Annotated in this window: 19 protein-coding genes; 11 read left to right on the top strand and 8 right to left on the bottom strand. The window is 59.2% G+C overall.

The window, feature by feature from the left end; genetic code table 11:
- Positions 1-146: 146 nt before the first annotated feature.
- From JFT81_RS12605 to JFT81_RS12590, 4 genes are all read left to right on the top strand, one after another.
- Positions 147-1,796, top strand: a complete 1,650-nt coding sequence (locus JFT81_RS12605; RefSeq protein WP_201227565.1) for a phosphoethanolamine--lipid A transferase — start codon at positions 147-149, stop codon at positions 1,794-1,796.
- Between the two features lie 167 nt (positions 1,797-1,963).
- Complete coding sequence (gene rnd, locus JFT81_RS12600; protein ID WP_201227564.1) at positions 1,964-3,097, top strand: ribonuclease D; 1,134 nt, start codon at positions 1,964-1,966, stop codon at positions 3,095-3,097.
- Positions 3,094-3,387 carry a YcgL domain-containing protein gene (locus JFT81_RS12595; RefSeq protein WP_008087107.1) on the top strand — a complete coding sequence of 98 codons (294 nt, stop codon included), beginning with the start codon at positions 3,094-3,096 and terminating at the stop codon, positions 3,385-3,387. The genes rnd and JFT81_RS12595 overlap by 4 nt, the downstream gene beginning before the upstream one ends.
- 105 nt (positions 3,388-3,492) lie before the next feature.
- On the top strand, positions 3,493-4,425 hold the full coding sequence (locus JFT81_RS12590; RefSeq protein ID WP_201227563.1) for a D-2-hydroxyacid dehydrogenase: 933 nt from the start codon (positions 3,493-3,495) through the stop codon (positions 4,423-4,425).
- A 124-nt stretch (positions 4,426-4,549) separates the two neighbouring features.
- Here JFT81_RS12590 and JFT81_RS12585 read toward each other — a convergent pair whose 3' ends face one another.
- Complete coding sequence (locus JFT81_RS12585) at positions 4,550-5,143, bottom strand: nitroreductase family protein (protein ID WP_201227562.1); 594 nt, start codon at positions 5,141-5,143, stop codon at positions 4,550-4,552.
- A 281-nt stretch (positions 5,144-5,424) separates the two neighbouring features.
- Between JFT81_RS12585 and JFT81_RS12580 the strand changes: the two genes are divergently transcribed.
- Entirely contained in the window at positions 5,425-5,874 is a 450-nt protein-coding gene (locus tag JFT81_RS12580; protein ID WP_141127945.1) for a YcgN family cysteine cluster protein, read from the top strand.
- Positions 5,875-5,964: 90 nt separating this feature from the next.
- A complete protein-coding gene (locus JFT81_RS12575; RefSeq protein ID WP_201227561.1) occupies positions 5,965-7,194 on the top strand; it encodes a hypothetical protein in 1,230 nt (409 codons plus the stop codon).
- A gap of 126 nt (positions 7,195-7,320) precedes the next feature.
- On the opposite strand, the gene JFT81_RS12570 is transcribed toward JFT81_RS12575, so the two are convergent.
- The 4 genes from JFT81_RS12570 to JFT81_RS12555 all read right to left on the bottom strand — a co-directional run bounded on the left by JFT81_RS12570 (position 7,321) and on the right by JFT81_RS12555 (position 9,565).
- Positions 7,321-7,698 carry a DUF2892 domain-containing protein gene (locus JFT81_RS12570; RefSeq protein ID WP_201227560.1) on the bottom strand — a complete coding sequence of 126 codons (378 nt, stop codon included), beginning with the start codon at positions 7,696-7,698 and terminating at the stop codon, positions 7,321-7,323.
- Positions 7,699-7,779: 81 nt separating this feature from the next.
- Positions 7,780-8,250, bottom strand: coding sequence for an RNA methyltransferase (locus JFT81_RS12565; protein ID WP_007911337.1), 471 nt, complete (start codon positions 8,248-8,250; stop codon positions 7,780-7,782).
- A gap of 208 nt (positions 8,251-8,458) precedes the next feature.
- Positions 8,459-8,830, bottom strand: coding sequence for a YajD family HNH nuclease (locus JFT81_RS12560; protein WP_007911336.1), 372 nt, complete (start codon positions 8,828-8,830; stop codon positions 8,459-8,461).
- 48 nt (positions 8,831-8,878) lie between these two features.
- Positions 8,879-9,565, bottom strand: coding sequence for a hypothetical protein (locus tag JFT81_RS12555; RefSeq protein ID WP_201227559.1), 687 nt, complete (start codon positions 9,563-9,565; stop codon positions 8,879-8,881).
- A gap of 79 nt (positions 9,566-9,644) precedes the next feature.
- Here JFT81_RS12555 and JFT81_RS12550 point away from each other — a divergent pair, with 79 nt between their 5' ends.
- The gene (locus JFT81_RS12550; protein ID WP_201227558.1) at positions 9,645-9,929 is read left to right on the top strand and encodes a hypothetical protein; all 285 of its coding nucleotides are present in this window, start codon (positions 9,645-9,647) and stop codon (positions 9,927-9,929) included.
- Here JFT81_RS12550 and JFT81_RS12545 read toward each other — a convergent pair.
- Entirely contained in the window at positions 9,926-10,399 is a 474-nt protein-coding gene (locus JFT81_RS12545; protein ID WP_201227557.1) for a cyclic nucleotide-binding domain-containing protein, read from the bottom strand. The two genes, JFT81_RS12550 and JFT81_RS12545, sit on opposite strands and share 4 nt — an antisense overlap.
- Before the next feature lie 237 nt (positions 10,400-10,636).
- Positions 10,637-12,691, bottom strand: a complete 2,055-nt coding sequence (locus JFT81_RS12540; protein ID WP_201227556.1) for a S9 family peptidase — start codon at positions 12,689-12,691, stop codon at positions 10,637-10,639.
- A 225-nt stretch (positions 12,692-12,916) separates the two neighbouring features.
- On the opposite strand from JFT81_RS12540, the gene JFT81_RS12535 reads away from it, so the two are divergent.
- The 3 genes from JFT81_RS12535 to JFT81_RS12525 are packed head-to-tail and all read left to right on the top strand — an operon-like array spanning position 12,917 to position 14,762.
- Positions 12,917-13,414: an MFS transporter gene (locus tag JFT81_RS12535; protein ID WP_201227555.1), complete on the top strand. Its 498-nt coding sequence runs from the start codon at positions 12,917-12,919 to the stop codon at positions 13,412-13,414.
- A 16-nt stretch (positions 13,415-13,430) separates the two neighbouring features.
- Positions 13,431-14,207 (top strand): class II glutamine amidotransferase, encoded by a 777-nt coding sequence (locus tag JFT81_RS12530; protein WP_007911322.1) that lies wholly within the window; start codon positions 13,431-13,433, stop codon positions 14,205-14,207.
- Positions 14,208-14,219: 12 nt separating this feature from the next.
- Positions 14,220-14,762 carry a DUF2937 family protein gene (locus tag JFT81_RS12525; protein ID WP_201227554.1) on the top strand — a complete coding sequence of 181 codons (543 nt, stop codon included), beginning with the start codon at positions 14,220-14,222 and terminating at the stop codon, positions 14,760-14,762.
- 85 nt (positions 14,763-14,847) lie between these two features.
- Here JFT81_RS12525 and JFT81_RS12520 read toward each other — a convergent pair whose 3' ends face one another.
- Positions 14,848-15,762: a LysR family transcriptional regulator gene (locus JFT81_RS12520; protein WP_201227553.1), complete on the bottom strand. Its 915-nt coding sequence runs from the start codon at positions 15,760-15,762 to the stop codon at positions 14,848-14,850.
- A gap of 159 nt (positions 15,763-15,921) precedes the next feature.
- On the opposite strand from JFT81_RS12520, the gene JFT81_RS12515 reads away from it, so the two are divergent.
- Positions 15,922-17,220 carry an MFS transporter gene (locus JFT81_RS12515; protein WP_201227552.1) on the top strand — a complete coding sequence of 433 codons (1,299 nt, stop codon included), beginning with the start codon at positions 15,922-15,924 and terminating at the stop codon, positions 17,218-17,220.
- Positions 17,221-17,239: the final 19 nt, after the last annotated feature.

The raw sequence follows: 17,239 nt of genomic DNA, 5'->3' as shown, positions 1-17,239 counted from the left end.
GTTTCAGACTTTGCGTGCAGCCCAACTATTCGTTGGCGTCTTTTTCACAAAAAATTGATGGTTGCCTGCTTAAAGTTTGTCACGCCCTGGTTAATGGAATTTTCACAATTAACCAAGGTTGGTCTTTTCAGGAATAGCCCACCTTTATGTTGAAGTTAAGAGCCGTGCGCCCGGAATGGGTGACGTTGATCGCCAGCGCCTTTCTTTTGATCGCCTGCAACTTTGTGCTCTGGCAGCACCTGTTCGATATCACTGCATCGGATGCCAAGGGCATCGCCATGCGAGTGGCGTTCGGGGCCATGATCCTGGCGGCGTTCAACATCGTACTGACCTTTCTGGCTTTCCGTCCGCTGCTCAAACCGCTGCTGACGCTGATATTTCTGTTCAGCGCCGGCGTGGCTTATTTCATGAGTCAATATGGCGTCATGATAGACGCCGGCATGTTTCGTAACTTTGCCGAAACCAATGCAACGGAAGTGCGTGATCTGCTGTCGTTTAAGTTGTTTGCTTATATTTTTTTACTGGGTGTTTTACCGTCATGGTTGTTGTGGGAAGTGCCGGTCAATTATCGGCGCTGGCACCGTGAGTTGATCAGCAAAGTTATTGTCAGTGTGGCCTCGGTAGCGGTCATTGGCGGCGTGGCATTGGCCAACTATCAGGGGTTGTCCTCGCTGTTTCGTAATCACCACGAAATTCGCTTGATGCTGGTGCCCAGCAACTACATCGGCGCGTCGGCCGGTTACCTGCGTGAACAAGTGGTCTCGGCCCGGCAACCGTTCATCAAGATCGGCGAGGACGCTCAGCGCAATCCCGATCTGAAACTTCAACCGCGCAAATCACTGACGGTGCTGGTGGTGGGCGAAAGTGCCCGAGCCGAGAACTTCGGGATTCTCGGTTACAACCGTGACACAACCCCACAACTGGACCAGGAAGCTGGGCTGATTGCTTTTACCGACGTGCATTCCTGCGGCACGGAAACCGCGGTTTCGGTGCCCTGCATGTTCTCCAACATGGGCCGCAAGGATTACGACGCCAGCAAGGCAAAGAACGAAGAAGGCCTGCTGGATGTGCTCAAGCGCGCCGGTATCGACGTGATCTGGCGCGATAATCAGTCGGGTTGCAAAGGCACGTGTGATCGGGTGACGTTGCAGGATGTCAGCAACTTGAAAGATCCGGTGTTGTGCGCCAACAGCGAATGCCGCGATGAAATCCTTCTGCAAGGCCTGCAAGGTTTTATCGATCATCTGGACAAAGACACCGTGTTGGTACTGCACCAGATGGGCAGCCACGGCCCGGAATACTTCAAGCGTTACCCCAAAGAGTACGAGCACTTCACGCCTGTCTGTGAAAGCAATGCACTGAACAATTGCAGCCGTGAAAGTATCGTCAATGGTTACGACAACACGCTGGTGTATACCGACCATGTGCTGTCGAGTCTGATCGATGTATTGCGCAGCAATCAGGACAAAGTCGATACCGCCATGTTGTACCTGTCGGATCACGGGGAGTCGCTGGGCGAATACAATCTGTTCCTGCATGGCACGCCCTACATGCTGGCGCCGGAGCAACAAAAGCATGTAGCGATGCTGGCGTGGTTTAGCGACAGCTATCAAAAGGCCTATTCGGTTGACACCCACTGCCTGCAGATGAGCCGCGACAAACCGTTGAGCCAGGACAACCTGTTCCACTCGATGCTCGGCCTGCTGGAAGTGAAGAGCTCGGTCTATCAGCCCGACCTGGACATGTTCGCCGGGTGCCGAGGCGCGGTGATCGACGGCGTCCTGGCCAAAGACTGAGCCACTCCCCCCTGTAGGAGCTGCCGCAGGGGGAAGGGGTGTCTGTTTCCTCTGTCAGACTATTCTTTCTCTTGGGCAGGACATTTCGTTACAGCTCTTGCCCTCTGCAGGCGCGTAAATCGCCGGTGGCGATATATACTGCGCGCCATTCTTCAAGGGAGAGCCGTGTGGCCATCGATATTCACTGGATTCGCGACAACGAAAGCCTCGCGCAGTTTTGCGCCGAGTGGCAGCAACTGCCGTTCGTTGCCCTCGACACCGAATTCATGCGGGTCGACACCTTCTACCCGATTGCCGGTCTGTTACAGGTTGGCGACGGCAAACGCGCCTACCTGATCGATCCGCTGACCATCAATGCCTGGCAACCGCTGGCCGCGTTACTGGAAAACCCGGCGGTGCTCAAGGTCCTGCACGCGTGCAGCGAAGACCTCGAAGTCCTGCTGCGCTTGACCGGCAGCCTGCCGGCGCCGTTGTTCGATACGCAACTGGCCGCCGCCTATCTGAACCTCGGCTTCTCGATGGGGTATTCACGCCTGGTGCAAGCAGTACTGGGCATTGAGTTGCCGAAGGGCGAGACCCGTTCCGACTGGTTGCAACGTCCGTTGTCCGACACGCAAATCAGCTACGCCGCCGAAGATGCCGTGCATCTGGCGGAGGTTTTCGTACAACTGCGGCCGAAACTGTCTGACGACAAATTCAACTGGGTGCTGGAAGACGGCGCTGAGCTGGTTGCCAATCTGCGCCGCGAAACCGATCCGTACGAGGTTTACCGCGAAGCCAAACTGGCGTGGAAACTCTCCCGCGCGCAACTGGCTGTACTGCGCGAGCTGTGCGCCTGGCGTGAAACCGAAGCCCGCGCCCGTGACCTGCCGCGCAACCGCATCGTTCGTGAGCATTCGCTGTGGCCGTTGGCTCGCACGCAACCGGACAACCTTGCGGCGCTGGGCAAAATCGAAGACATGCATCCGCGTACCGTGCGTCAGGACGGTCAATTTCTGCTTGATCTGATCAAACGCTCTGGCAGTGTGGGGCCTGATCAATGGCCGCCCGCCGTGCCGGAGCCTTTGCCGGTCGAAGCTGCTGCGTTGATCAAACAACTGCGTGCACTCGGTCAGGTCGAGGCGGAACGCCTGGACATGGCGCCAGAACTGATGCTGCGCAAGAAAACCCTCGAAGCACTGGTCAAAAGCGGCTTCCCCGAGGGCCCATACCAATTGCCTGAGTCGCTGCGTGGCTGGCGCCGCGAACTCATGGGTCAGATGCTGCTCGACAGCCTGGCCACCGCCGGAGAACAGCCTTGAAACGTATTTGCTCTATTTACCAAAGCTCGAAGCGCAAAGGCATGTATCTCTACGTGCTCAAGAGCGATGAGTTGGAACGCGTGCCTGAGGCGTTGATGGCGGCTTTCGGCAAAGCCATCTTTACCTTCAGCCTGGTGTTGACCCCCGAGCGCAAACTGGCCAGCGAAGACATCGTCGTTGTCCTGGAAAACCTCGACAAGCAGGGCTATCACCTGCAAATGCCACCGGCCGAGGACGAGTACATTGAACATCTGCCCGAAGAGTTGCTGCGACGCAACGACCCGGTCTGATCTGCGAGGCCCTGTCCTGGGCCTTGGTTAACCCTTGAACTGTTTTTACCGCGATGGCCGCCCGAAATCCGGCGGCTGTCTGCACGGTTTGCGAAAGGTTTGAAGATGCGCGTTCTGATTGCCGAACACGACCACGCGATATATGCCCGATTGCTGCGGCAGGCCGCGCCGGAACTCGAAGTATTGACCAGTGGCGACTCCGCCGAACTGGCCCGTCAGGCTGCCGATTGCCCGGTGTGGCTGGGGCAGCCGGATCTGCTGGCGACCTTGTTGCGCCAAGGGCATCAGCCCCAATGGCTGCAATCGACCTGGGCGGGCATCACGCCGTTGCTCGCTGACGGTTTGCGCCGCGATTACCGCTTGACCCGCGCGGTAGGAATTTTCGGCCAGGTGATGGCTGAATATGTGCTGACTTACATGCTCGGTCACGAACGTGAAGTGTTGGCGCGACTGGTCAGCCAGGTCGAGCGCAAGTGGGACAATCGCCTCGGCCAGAGCCTGGTCGGGCGCAAGGTGCTGATCGTCGGTACCGGCGATATCGGCCAGAGTGTGGCGCAGTTCCTGCTGCCGTTCGGTGTCGAGCTTTATGGTATCGCCAGCAGCGCGCGCGCGCAGGCGCCGTTTGTCGAAGTAGGTTCGATGGCGGATCTGCCGCGTCTGGTCGGCGAAGTCGATTACGTGGTCAATCTGCTGCCGAACACCGAGCACACCCACGATATCTACGACGCGGCGCTGTTCAAGCAATTCAAGTCGACCGGTTTGTTCATCAATGCCGGACGCGGCGTTGCGGTGGTCGATGCGGATCTGGTGGAAGCTTTGAAGGAAGGTCATCTGGCGGGCGCGGTGATTGACGTTTGTCGTCAGGAGCCGTTGCCGCAGCGTCATCCGTTCTGGACGGCGTGGGGCCTGTTGCTGACCGGGCACAGCTCGGCGCCAACTTCACCAGCGTTGATGGTGCAGTTGTTTGTCGACAACCTGAGGGCGTATCAGGCGAATGAAGCGTTGCGCGGTGAAGTGGATTTCAACCGCGGGTACTGAGTGTTCGTTGGATAAAATATGGGAGCGAGCCTGCTCGCGAAGAGGGAGTGTCAGCCAGCATCATTGCTGTCTGACACACCGCTTTCGCGAGCAGGCTCGCTCCCACATTTGTTTTTGTGCTGGCTTAGAGGGTGAAGTCGCCTTCAGCCGCCAGTTCGCTCAGCGGACGACGCGGGCTCGGTTCTTCGCGTGCTTGCAGGTAGTCCGCCAGCGTTGCCTTGTCACCCAGCTTGCCCACCGCAACGGCGGCGTGCAGCGCGTACCCCTCAGGAATATTCAGCTCCTTGCGGGTCAGCTCCTGGTCGAAACCGGCCATGCCGTGGGTGTGCCAACCGCTGAGGCTCGCTTGCAACGCCAGATGGCCCCACGCCGAACCGGTATCAAATGTGTGCCACAGCGCTGGGGTTTCTTCAGTGGCGCCCGGTGCAGTGAAAGTGGTTTTCGAGATCACGATCACCAGCGCCGAAGCGTGTTGCGCCCAGCTGCGGTTGAACTCGTTGAGCAGGCCCAGATAACGCTGCCAGTTCGGCGTATCGCGACGCGCATAGAGAAAGCGCCACGGCTGCGAGTTGTAGGCCGAAGGCGCCCAGCGCGCCGCTTCGAAAAAGCTCAGCAGGGTTTCTTGCGGGATCGCTTCGCCAGTGAAGGCACGGGGCGACCAGCGATCGGTGAATTGTGGGTGAATGGCGTAATCGGCAACGCGAGGGTTGGCACTCATCAAGAGATCCTTGCTACGTTTGAGTAAGAGAGTGGAAATGAAAACCCGGCGGGATCAGTAGGGCTGAACGATGGGGTTTTCCGAGCCGTGGCGGTTCACCGAAATGCAACGCGGTCGAGCGTTAATGGCATTCAGGCGAGGCTCCTTTCTGACAGGCAAAGCTACGCGTCGCCACAAAAACTGACAAGTGCTGCACAACCGGTAGTCGCCAGCGCTTGGCCCGCAAGGCCTTGGGCACTAGACTGGCGGCCTTTTCACCACCTGATGTTGATGCTTGAGCCATGGCCGCCGAAGTCGAACCGTTCTGGATACGCAAAACCCTCGATCAACTGGATCACCAGGAATGGGAGTCGCTGTGCGACGGTTGCGGTCTGTGCTGCCTGCAAAAACTTGAAGATGAAGAAGACAACAGCGTCTATTACACGCGAATCGCCTGCAAACTCCTCGACCTGAAAACCTGCCAGTGCAGCGATTACCCGAATCGCATCAAGTTTGTCCCGGACTGCATTCAGCTCACGCCGGGGCAGGCCGAAGAGTTCAAATGGCTGCCGCCGACCTGCGGTTATCGATTGGTCAGCGAAGGCAAGGATCTACCGTTGTGGCACCACTTGGTCTGCGGTGACCGCGATGCGGTGCACCATGAACGGATTTCCCAATCGGGGCGCATGCTCGCCGAAGGCAGCGTGCCGGAAGATGACTGGGAAGATCACCTGATTTTCCGCGCGGGTTAATCCGTGGCGAGGGCGCTCATCGGATCGCCGCACCGTGCCGCTGAGTGCCCGGCACTGACAAAATAATTCTGACTGCCACAAGGAGTGTGTATGGCTGTGGGTTTGCTGCGAGCGCTGCTGTTCGGCCTGCTGGTCTTCAGTACGCCGGTGTGGGCGGCAAAGAAAGTCGACCTCGATTACCTCGTGCGCCTGTTACCGCAGAGCGATCAGGCGGAAGTGCGCCTCACATTGGCCAAAGGCGAAGCGGTGCGCAGCCTCGATTTCGACCTCGGCGATGGCAGCCATTACAGCGACTTCAAAGCCGACGGCCAGTGGTTGCTGAACCCGGGCAAACAGGCGCGCGGTGTCTGGCGCCCCTCCAGTGAAAAAGCCAGCCTGACCTACCGCGTACGCATCAGCCACGGCCGCAAGAACGGCAGCTTCGACACGCGCATGACCCCGAATTGGGCGTTGATGCGCGGCGACGAATTGGTGCCCCCCGCAAAACTTGATCAACAGGACGGCACTGAGCTGGTCTCGCGTTTGCAATTTGAATTGCCTGACGGCTGGAAGAGCGTCGAAACCGCTTGGCCGCGCATCGGTAAAAACAAATTCCGCATCGACAACCCGTCACGGCTCTTCGACCGCCCGACGGGATGGATGCTCGCCGGCCACCTTGGCAGTCGCCGCACGCGCCTGGGTGAAACCGAAGTGACCGTGGCCTCGCCTCAAGGGCAGGGCATGCACCGCATGGACGTGCTGACCTTGCTCACTTTCGTCTGGCCACAGGTGCAAGCACTTTATCCAAGGCATCCGAACAAGCTGTTGATCGTCGGCGCCAATGACCCGATGTGGCGCGGCAGTCTTGGCGCGCATGAATCGATCTACCTGAACACGCGGTTGCCGTTGGTCAGCGAAAGCGGCAGCAGCGCGCTGGTGCGCGAGTTGGCGAAAGTGTTTGGGCGGATCAACGATGAACAGCGCAGCGACTGGATCAGCGAAGGCTTTGCCGAGTATTACGCCATCGAACTGCTGCGCCGCGCGGGCGGCATGAGCGATGAGCGCTATCAGAGTTTGCAGGCGAAACTGGCCAAAGACAGCCAGAAGGTCACCACCTTGCGCGGCGGACAGATCAGCCCGGCGCAGGTTTCAAAAGCGGTGATTATGTTGCAGGAACTGGACCGCGAGATTCGTCTGAAAACCCGCAACAAGCGTTCACTGGATGACGTACTGCGGGGGGCAATGCATTTGGGCACGGTGAGTACCAAAGAGTTTGTGCAGCTCACCGAGAGTGTTCTCGGCGAGTCCTCCAAAGTCCTTGATACCCAGTTGATTCAGTAATACCGCCATCGCTGGCAAGCCAGCTCCCACAGTGTTTTAGGTTGGACACAAATATGTGATCACTACAAAACCTGTGGGAGCTGGCTTGCCAGCGATAGGGCCATCAGCTCCACCGCAGATTCAGGATCAAACCCCGGCTTTCGGCGATTTCACCGAATCATTGCCGGTCACCGTAGCGGTTTTGGTCGCGGCCTCTGCATTGGCTTTCAGCTTGCTCAACTCTTCGCCCGCTCGTTCGATCTTGCTGCGCACGTTGTTCATGTCTTGACGGCTTTTCTCCAGCAGGCTCTTCACCGAACTGTGCCCGGTGATCCCGCGCGCCATGGCGACTCCGCCAATCGCCACTTGAATCAAGCCGAACACACCGCCACGGCGCAGGCCCTTGCCGACCATGATCACGCCGCCGGCCAGGGATCCGATGCGCTCCCAACCTTCGACGTTCTGCTCGGAACGGCTCTGGAACGGGGTGGATTCGATACGTTCGACACGTTTGAGCTCGGTCATGATCTTTCTCCAGGCAATGAGTAATGGATACACAAGCTGACTGCGCAGGCGGTCAGCTTGTTCCATCGGATGTGCGACGCTTCAGCGGAATTTCGGCCCGGAGCGGGTGTTCAGGCCTTTGGCCATGCGGTCGTAGAGCACGACGTTGACGGTGGCAGCGAGGTTCATGCAACCGGTTGTCGGGATGTACACGACGTCTTCGCACCAGTCGCGGATTTCTTTATCCAGCGAGCCGTCTTCCGGGCCGAAGATGTACAGCGCACGATCCGGGTGAGTGTATTCCGGTAGCGGGCGCGCGCCCTCGACCAGTTCCACAGCGACCGGCACACAATTGAGCGGGAGGATTTTTTTCAGGTCGTCGATGCCGATCAGCGGGATGTCGTAGTGCACGCGCTTGGTGTCGGTGACGAAGTCGGCGGCGCGTTCATAACGCTTGCCGGTGTAGAACACTGACGCCACGCCGTAGCAGCCTGCGGCGCGCATCACCGAACCGACGTTCTCGGGTGATTTGGGGTTATACAAACCAATGCAGCTGTACCGTTTGTCTGCCACGAGCGGGGTGCCTTCGGGAAAAAGAGCACGATTATACGGGGATTGGAGGAGGGCGGGCAGATTCAGGACTTGCGGTGTCTGGTCTGGCCTCATCGCTGGCAAGCCAGCTCCCACAGGTATCTCGGATGTACACAAAATTTGTGAGTAACCCAAATCACTGTGGGAGCTGGCTTGCCAGCGATGAGACCAGTTCAGGCGCTGAAGATCATCAATCTTCTTTCTTCATCAACCCGGCCAATGCGGCAAAGGGATTGTGCGTGGCCTTGGCAATTTTCGGCGTGCTCAACGAGCCTTCGCTGAAATACTGCTGGTCGGTATAACGCGAGTGTTCGTTGTCGTGGCAATACAGGCACAACAGCTCCCAGTTCGAGCCATCCTGCGGGTTGTTGTCGTGGTTGTGATCGCGGTGGTGCACGGTCAGTTCGCTCAGGCGCTTGCCGGAAAATTCACGGGTGCAGCGGCCGCAGACGTGCGGGTACATCTTCAGGGCTTTGTCGCGGTAGCCCATTTCCTTGTCGCGCTGGTTATCGGCGAGGATGCGATCGAGCTTCGACGTATTGGTTGGGGTGGACGAACTCATGGGTTCACCTTTGTAAAAGACTGATGACGGTTATGTGCAGAGTTTAGCTCAGCCCTTGAGCTTCTCGGCAATCCAGATCGTATGGCGTGTGCCCTTGTTGCCGTGGGCGAAGACCTGGACTTCTTCAGCCTTGAAACCGGCCTTCTTCAATTTGTCGGAAAACTGCCGGTCGGCGCTGGCCGACCACACGGCTAGCACGCCTTTGGGGCGCAAGGCCTTGGCGCAGGCATTCAGACCGGCGGCGGAATACAACCAGCTGTTGGCCTTCTGGGTCAGGCCTTCGGGGCCGTTGTCGACGTCGAGCATGATTGCGTCGAAACCGTTCGGCTCGCTTTGCAGAACGTTGGCGACGTCGTCCTGACGGATCACCGTGCGCGGGTCGAGCAGCGGACGGCCGGACTTTTCGCCGAGCGGGCCACGGTTCCACTCGACCACACCCGGCACCAGTTCAGCGACCACGACTTCGGCGGTCTTGCCCAGATGCTTGAGTGCCGAGGCGAGGGTAAAACCCATGCCCAGCCCGCCGATCAGCACCCGCGAACTCGGTCGGCCAGCGACTTTGCGGCACGGGATCTCGGCCAGCGCATCTTCGGAACCGTGCATGCGCGTGTTCATCAATTGTCCGCCGTCGCCGCCCTGGATCTTGATGACGAAATCTTCGCCATATTCGAACAGGCACAGCGCACCGCCGTTTTCAGGGATTGGCGTGGTGTCGAGCAGAACGAAACGTTTCATGGAAATCTCTACAAGGGGGAAGGCAAGCAGGCGCGTTGGGAGTAGCCTGAGCGCAGACTAAGGCCAAACGGAGCCCTTGATGAAGCGCACCATTCTAACGGTCATTGCCCTGGCCGCGCTCTCGATTACTGCAGTGCAGGCGCAGCAGACCATTCCGGTCAGCCCGGCGCCGCAACCCGGCTCGCCCGGTACCGCGACGCCGACGCCGTATCCGCAGATCACGCCGATCAACATTCCCAAGTCGGGTGCCGGCAGTGGCAGTCCGCCGCTGGTGCCGATTGAAATGCCCAGCCCACCGAGCAAGGATCAGCCGGTGCCAGGCATTGAACCGAGCGGCACCAAGGCCAAATCACCTGGCGGTTAAACCTGTTGCGCCGCCAGTTGGCCGTCGGCCATGCGCAGGCGTTTCGACAGGGAGACGGCGAGGGCGCGGATGATTTTCGCGGCGATCTTCGGCGCGTCGTTGAGCATTTTGTCCAACGAATCCTTGCCCAGATTCAATAGCTGACAGTTGCTGGCGGCGATGCAGGTGGCCGAGCGGCGTTCGCCATCGAGCACGGCCATTTCGCCGAAGGCCCGACCGCTGCGCAGGGTAGCCATGGTAATAACCTGGCCGTCGGGCCCGGTTTTCTGCACGGCTACCTGGCCAGTGTGGAGGATGCACATGAAGCTGCCGGCATCGCCCTCGCGGAAAATCGCCTCACCTTCAGCCACGGTGCTGATGCTGAAGTAGCCGGAAGCGGCCGCAAAGTCGGCCAGTTGCAATTGATCGAACAGGCCACAGTCCATCAGCCAGTCGCGGATTTCGTTGTTCAGGAAGGTCGGTTCTGACATGTCGTCACGGTCTTTTTGTTTTCACATTTCAAGGCTATACACGGATCCCGTAGGAACGGGCTTTTGTGGCGAGGGGATTTATCCCTGCTCGGCTGCGCAGCAGTCGCAAATACTGCCAACTCGGTGCTTCAGGAATACTGAGTTTGCAGGTTTTGGGGCCGCTTCGCAGCCCAACGGGGATAAATCCCCTCGCCACAATGGGTCTGGAGTTAAGACCCAAGTGACCGGTGGAGTTCCTCAGGCAATGCCCAAAACCTTGAAAACAAATGCGTATTCGAGTGCTACGTCACGTAATCCCTGATAACGCCCGCTCATCCCGCCGTGGCCTGCACCCAATTCGGTCTTGAGCAGCAGCAGATTGTCGTCGGTCTTGGTCGCGCGCAACTTCGCTACCCACTTAGCCGCTTCCCAGTACTGCACGCGGCTGTCGTTGTAGCCGGCGATTACCAGTGTTGCCGGATAATGTTGGGCTGTGACGTTTTCGTACGGCGCGTAGGCCTTGATTCGCTCATAAACCTCCGGCTCTTCAGGATTGCCCCACTCGTCGTATTCGGTGACGGTCAGGGGCAATTCCGGGTCGAGCATGGTGTTGAGCACGTCGACGAACGGCACTTCGGCAATCGCAACGCCAAACAGATCCGGCCGCTGGTTGAGCACCGCGCCAATCAACAAGCCACCGGCGCTGCCACCGCTGATCGCCAGTTTCTCCGCCGTCGTGATGCCGTTGAGGATCAAAAACTCGGCGCAAGCGATGAAGTCGCTGAAGGTGTTGTGCTTGTGCTCCTGCTTGCCGGCGCGATACCACGCTTCCCCCAGCTCTCCGCCGCCACGCACGTGGGCGATGGCGAACGCCATGCCGCGATCCAGCAGGCTCAGCCGCGCATGGGAGAACCACGGATCGAGGCTCGAACCGTAAGCACCGTATCCGTACAGATACAGTGGCACTGTTTTGCCGACCATTTCGCGTTTCATGACCAAACTGATCGGCACCAGCGTACCGTCCGGCGCGGCCGCCCACAGGCGCTGGCTGACGTAGGCGTCGGCGTCGAACGGGCCGAGCACCGGGGTTTCTTTCAGCACGGTTTGCTCGCCCGTCGCCAACATCAATTGGCGCACTTGCGCCGGACGATTCAACGCCTCGTAACGCAGGCGAATGCGGTCGCTTTCGAATTCCAGGCTGTTTTGCACATAGAGGCTGTAGGCCGCGTCTGGCAATTGCACGCGATACGGCGCCAACCCGTGTGGGTGAACTTCGATGATCGGCAAACCGCCTTCGCGCAGACTCAGGGTCATGGCTTCGGTGTTGAGGCTGACGCCGTCGAGCATCACCGTATCGCTGTGCGGGATCAGGTTGTGCCACTCGGCTTCAGTCGGTGCGACGCCGGTATCCGGTGCCTGATACAACGCGTAGTTGATGCCATCACGGTTGGTGCGGATGAACCAGGTCCATACGCCATCAAGCAGGCCGTGATCGACATCGTATTCGTGATCTTCGACCCGTGGCGCAAGGCAGGTGAACGGCAAGTGCGGCTGATTGGCGTCGAGCGCCCAGACTTCGCTGGTGGTCTTGCTGCCCAGCGACAGCAACAATTGCTGCTCGGAGCTGGAACGGTAACAGTGCAGGAAGAAACGCCCGTCCGTTTCATGGAAGACTTCTTCGGCAGCAGTGCCATCAAGGCGATAACGGAACAGTTTGTGCGGGCGGTGAGTGTCGTCGAGCACGCCGAAGAACAGCGTCAGGCTGTCATTGGCCCAGGTCATGCTGCCATCGCAGTCCTCGAATTCCAGTTCGCTGACCTTGTCGTTGGACAGTTCCTTGACGAACAGCGTGTAAATCTCGTCGCCCGAAGCGTCGACGCTGTAGGCCAGGCGCTGGTGATCGGGGCTGATGCTGAACGCGCCCAGCGAGAAAAAGCCGCCATTGGCCAGTGCGTTCGGGTCGAGCAGCAATTGTTCGCGGCTTTCGTCGAGGGTCAGGCTGTCGTCTTCGGGACGCGGGCAGCGGTAATGGCGAGCGTATTCGTCACCTGCCGTGGTGCGCGTGTAATACAAGTACGGGCCCCACGGCGAGGGCAGGGAGAGGTCGGTTTCGAGAATCCGCCCTTTGATTTCTTCGAACAGGCTCTCGCGCAGTTCGGCCTGATCGGCGGTTTGCGCCTCTTGATAAGCGTTTTCGGCCTTGAGGTAATCGAGCACCGCGTCGGTGTCGCGTTCCTGCAGCCAGGCATACGGGTCGGCACCGTCCGCCTTGTGGGCAATCGGTGCGCTGATGACGTTGGCGGATTGGGGCATGGAAGGCTCTCGAACAATGTACGGAATAGGGGTTTTCGCAAATCTGGATATCACCGCAAACCCTGCAGGCCTTCGCCTGCTCGCGAAAGCGCTGGGTCAGACAATCATGTTTCAACTGACAGTCCGTATTCGCGAGCAGGCTTGCTCCCACAGGTCGTGTGTCTATTGGGACAAGCCGCACGGGCGAAAAGTCGTTACTATAAGCGCCTCTTTGCCTGCCTTGCCATGGACACCATGACCGAGAACGACTATCTGATCGCCTGGGGCCTCTACGCCTTTGCCGCTGTGGGCTGCCTGTTGGTATGGATGCGCCTGACCACCTGGATGTGGCGTTGGCTGCGCGAACCGCTGCGCGTGTTGATGGCGGTGTTGCTGTTCAGCCCGACCATTATTGATCCGGTGAAGGAAAAGGTTGCACCGGCCATCGCCATCACCGCGCTGGATCTGGCCTTCAAGGTCGGCAACAACGCCTGGCGGGCGATTTCCGACCTGTTCATGTACGGCATGATCGCTTTTGGCATCTATCTGATCTTTGTGCTGATCCGTTTCCCGATCGAACGCGCTTCGCGGGCGCGCCGCGAACAGGCCGAAGCCGCCAAAGCTGCGGCCCGTGCCGATGAGCGCGACGACGATCAACCGTTCGGTGCCGCCGGTGATGACCGCTACGGTCGCCCACCGGTACCGAACAATCCGCAGCGCATGCGGGTCGAGCCGCGTCTGTAATCCCGAGAGTCCGCACATGTGTGAATTACTGGGCATGAGTGCCAACGTGCCGACCGATATCGTGTTCAGCTTCACCGGCCTGATGCAGCGCGGCGGGCGCACCGGCCCGCACCGCGACGGCTGGGGGATCGCCTTCTATGAAGGTCGCGGTTTGCGCCTGTTCCAGGATCCGGCGGCCAGTTGCGAATCGGAAGTGGCCAATCTGGTGCAGCGCTATCCGATCAAGAGCGAAGTCGTCATCGGCCACATCCGTCAGGCCAACGTCGGCAAGGTCTGTCTGTCCAATACCCACCCGTTCGTCCGTGAACTGTGGGGGCGCAACTGGTGCTTTGCGCACAACGGCCAGCTCGCCGATTTCACCCCGATCAAAAGTTTCTACCGCCCGGTCGGCGATACCGACAGCGAGGCGGCGTTCTGTGATTTGCTTAACCGCGTCCGTGCAGCATTTCCGGAACCGGTCGATATAGAAGAGCTGCTGCCGGATCTGGTCGCCGCGTGCGCCGAATACCGCAGCAAAGGCGTGTTCAACTGCCTGCTCAGCGATGGCGACTGGCTGTTCTGCTATTGCTCGACCAAACTGGCGCAGATCACCCGGCGCGCACCGTTCGGCCCGGCGCGCTTGAAGGATGTCGACGTGATCGTCGATTTTCAGGCCGAAACCACGCCCAATGACGTGGTCACGGTGATCGCCACCGAACCGCTGACCGAAAACGAAACCTGGACCCGCTACGAACCGGGCCAATGGAGCCTGTGGCGACGCGGTGAATGCGTCAGCCAGGGCAAGACCGAATAAGGATTGCACCCCATGTTGCTCAGTTATCTACGGCTGGTGTTGTTTGCGGCGGGCCTGTTGATCGGTGTCCAGGTGCCGGGGTTCATCAACGATTACGCGAAACGGGTCGAGGCGCACCTGATCGAGGCGCAAACCGGTTTGCGCGGCTTCCAGGGCACCGCCGAGCAGTTTTTCAAGGGCGACATCCAGGCACTGGTCGCCCATTACCGCGCCAGTGATGACCCGGTGTTTCGCAGTGATGCCGATAGCCTGAGCACGCTGCTCAACCGTCAGCTTGCGCTGGATAAACAGTTTCAGGCCATGCAGGGGCCTTGGTACATCCGCTTTTTGCAGGTGGTGCTGGCCGCTGACCCGGATATTCGCAAGGAAACCTGGAACGGCTACAGCTATCAGATCCTTCTGACGCCGGAAGCGATGATCTGGGGCATGAGCGGGGCGTTGCTGCTGTCGTTCGGTATCGAGTGCCTGTTCCGCTTGATCGACTGGGTCGTACTGGGCGGCCGACGCTTGCGCCAGAGCCGGCCGATCGAAGACCGCGACGTGCGCGGGTTGTAACAGCTCAGGGTCAAAAGATCGCAGCCTGCGGCAGCTCCTACAAAGGTCAGTGTAGAAGCTACCGCAGGCTGCGAGCTTTTGCTGTTCAGGGGTTCAAAACCACATACCCATCACCCACCTTCTGCGCATACCCCGCCAACACCTGCTGACACAACGTCACGATCTCCTCGACCCACTCAACCCCCATCCGCCACGACACCACCACCTGCAAGTCCGGTGGCCGCTGATCAATGGCCAACAACGTCAATTCCCCTCGCGCCAGTTCCTCGGCCACCAGCACCGGCGGCAGTACGCCAATACCAAATCCATCACGCAACAACCGGGTGATCGCCGACACCGAGTTCACGCAATTCAAACGCGGCGCCATCACGCCGTTTGCCTGCATCAACGCCAGAAGATCCTGATGCGGTCGAGAGTTTTTCGAGTAGGTGATGATCCGTTCCTGCGCCAGTTCAGCGAGGTCGGCGTAGTTGCGGTTGTAGATTGAGTTGCTCGCGACAATCCAGCCCAGCGGATGGCTGGCCAGTTCCAGGCTGCGCACGCTTTCATGGCGCACCAGATCCGTTTGCAGAATCAGATCAAGAAAGCCTTTTTGCAGTTGATCGCAGAGGTTCAGCGACGTATCCGCCACCAGCTCAATCTCCACTCGCGGATACAGATCGGTCATCTGCGCCACCAATGGGCTGAGCCAAGTGTGGATCACCGTGTCCATCACGCCGATGCGCACACGGCCGACTTTGCTCGAACGAGTCTCGATCGATTGCTTCAGCGCCTGCATCGTATCGAGCATCTGCTCGGCATATTCCAGCACTTTCAGGCCTTCGGGCGTCAGGCTGACACCGCGCGAATCGCGTAAAAACAGCTTCACCCCCAACTCGCCTTCGAGCACCGCGATGCGGCTGGAAATCGACGCCTGGGTGGTGAACAGCTTGTCAGCGGTCAGGCGAAAACTTTTCAGTCGGGCGACCCAGACAAAGGTCTCGAGAAACTTCAGGTTCATGGGCAAGGCTCGGGTGACAAATTTTTCTTATGCCTAAGGCGGGTTTTTATTCGTTGGACGCAGCAGGGCCGGACGACGAAAACTTGGCGCATCCGGTTCCCACGATAGGCGTCGTCGGGGCTACGAACAAGACCAATAAAAAACCTGCGGAGATAAGCCATGAGTGCTCCCGACACCCTTCCCGATACCCTGGATGCACCCAATGCCACGGCGCGTCCCGGGCCGTTCGACTGGTATCGCAACATCAACCAGCAGGAGCGTCGCACGTTCTGGAGCTGCAAGATCGGCTACGGTCTGGACGGCATGGACACGCAGATGCTCAGCTTCGTCGTGCCGACGCTGATCGCGATGTGGGGCATCACCACCGGCGAAGCGGGGCTGATTCACACCAGCACGTTGATTGCCTCGGCGATTGGCGGTTGGGTCGCCGGGATTCTCTCGGATCGCATCGGTCGCGTACGGACCTTGCAACTGACGGTGCTGTGGTTTGCCTTCTTCACGTTCCTCTGCGGTTTCGCGCAAAACTACGAACAACTGTTGATTGCCCGCACGTTGATGGGTTTCGGCTTCGGCGGCGAGTGGACCGCCGGTGCGGTGCTGATCGGCGAGGTGATCCGTGCGCAGGATCGTGGCAAAGCGGTGGGCATGGTGCAATCCGGTTGGGCGCTGGGCTGGGGGCTGACGGCGATTCTGTATGCGCTGCTGTTCTCGGTGTTACCGCCGGAAGATGCCTGGCGTGCGCTGTTCATCCTCGGCATCGTGCCAGCGATTTTTGTAATTTTCGTTCGTCGACTGGTCAAGGATCCAGAGATCTATCGCGAGGCCAAGGCCCGGCAAACGCCAGAGACTCAGTCGAAGTTCTACGAGATCTTCGCGCCGGGCATGCTCTTCACCACGTTCCGTGCTTCGCTGCTGACCACCGGCGCGCTGGGCGGTTATTACGCAATCACCTCTTGGCTACCGACTTTTCTGAAAAACGAGCGCGGCTTGAGCGTGCTCGGCACGGGCGGTTATCTGGCAATGGTGATTGTCGGCTCTTACGTCGGTTACGTGATCAGCGCCTATCTGACCGATCTGCTCGGCCGCAAGAAGAATTTCATCCTGTTCGCCGTCGGCTCGTTCACCATCGTTCTTCTCTATACACAACTGCCTGTCAGCAACAGCGTGATGCTGTGGCTGGGTTTCCCGCTGGGGTTCTTTGCCTCGGGGATTTTCAGCGGCATGGGCGCCTTTCTCACTGAATTGTTCCCCACGCGGATTCGCGGATCAGGACAGGGCTTTTGCTACAACATTGGCCGGGCGCTGGCGGCACTGTTTCCGCTCCTGATCGGCCTGCTCAGCCAGAAAGTGCCATTGAGCATGGGGATCGGCGCGTTTGCTGCCGTGTCCTATGGCGTGGTGATAATCGCGGCGTTGAGCCTGCCGGAAACCCGTGGCAAGCAACTCGATGCGCAGTAACTGATAACCTGCGCAGCAC

The organism is Pseudomonas sp. TH43, from assembly GCF_016650635.1.
Taxonomy (GTDB): Bacteria; Pseudomonadota; Gammaproteobacteria; order Pseudomonadales; family Pseudomonadaceae; genus Aquipseudomonas.
The sequence above is the reverse complement of the archived record's forward strand: the minus strand, read 5'-3'. Positions and strand labels throughout refer to the sequence as shown.

What these genes read in the sequence shown, in the direction of transcription:
- JFT81_RS12535 (WP_201227555.1), top strand. Translation starts at nt 12,917, where the DNA reads ATGGACACCATGACCGAGAACGACTATCTGATCGCCTGGGGCCTCTAC.
- JFT81_RS12575 (WP_201227561.1), top strand. Translation starts at nt 5,965, where the DNA reads ATGGCTGTGGGTTTGCTGCGAGCGCTGCTGTTCGGCCTGCTGGTCTTC.
- JFT81_RS12515 (WP_201227552.1), top strand. Translation starts at nt 15,922, where the DNA reads ATGAGTGCTCCCGACACCCTTCCCGATACCCTGGATGCACCCAATGCC.
- JFT81_RS12525 (WP_201227554.1), top strand. Translation starts at nt 14,220, where the DNA reads ATGTTGCTCAGTTATCTACGGCTGGTGTTGTTTGCGGCGGGCCTGTTG.
- JFT81_RS12585 (WP_201227562.1), bottom strand. Translation starts at nt 5,143, where the DNA reads ATGAGTGCCAACCCTCGCGTTGCCGATTACGCCATTCACCCACAATTC.
- JFT81_RS12530 (WP_007911322.1), top strand. Translation starts at nt 13,431, where the DNA reads ATGTGTGAATTACTGGGCATGAGTGCCAACGTGCCGACCGATATCGTG.
- JFT81_RS12550 (WP_201227558.1), top strand. Translation starts at nt 9,645, where the DNA reads ATGAAGCGCACCATTCTAACGGTCATTGCCCTGGCCGCGCTCTCGATT.
- JFT81_RS12520 (WP_201227553.1), bottom strand. Translation starts at nt 15,762, where the DNA reads ATGAACCTGAAGTTTCTCGAGACCTTTGTCTGGGTCGCCCGACTGAAA.
- JFT81_RS12555 (WP_201227559.1), bottom strand. Translation starts at nt 9,565, where the DNA reads ATGAAACGTTTCGTTCTGCTCGACACCACGCCAATCCCTGAAAACGGC.
- JFT81_RS12560 (WP_007911336.1), bottom strand. Translation starts at nt 8,830, where the DNA reads ATGAGTTCGTCCACCCCAACCAATACGTCGAAGCTCGATCGCATCCTC.
- JFT81_RS12570 (WP_201227560.1), bottom strand. Translation starts at nt 7,698, where the DNA reads ATGACCGAGCTCAAACGTGTCGAACGTATCGAATCCACCCCGTTCCAG.
- JFT81_RS12540 (WP_201227556.1), bottom strand. Translation starts at nt 12,691, where the DNA reads ATGCCCCAATCCGCCAACGTCATCAGCGCACCGATTGCCCACAAGGCG.
- JFT81_RS12545 (WP_201227557.1), bottom strand. Translation starts at nt 10,399, where the DNA reads ATGTCAGAACCGACCTTCCTGAACAACGAAATCCGCGACTGGCTGATG.
- JFT81_RS12580 (WP_141127945.1), top strand. Translation starts at nt 5,425, where the DNA reads ATGGCCGCCGAAGTCGAACCGTTCTGGATACGCAAAACCCTCGATCAA.
- JFT81_RS12590 (WP_201227563.1), top strand. Translation starts at nt 3,493, where the DNA reads ATGCGCGTTCTGATTGCCGAACACGACCACGCGATATATGCCCGATTG.
- JFT81_RS12605 (WP_201227565.1), top strand. Translation starts at nt 147, where the DNA reads ATGTTGAAGTTAAGAGCCGTGCGCCCGGAATGGGTGACGTTGATCGCC.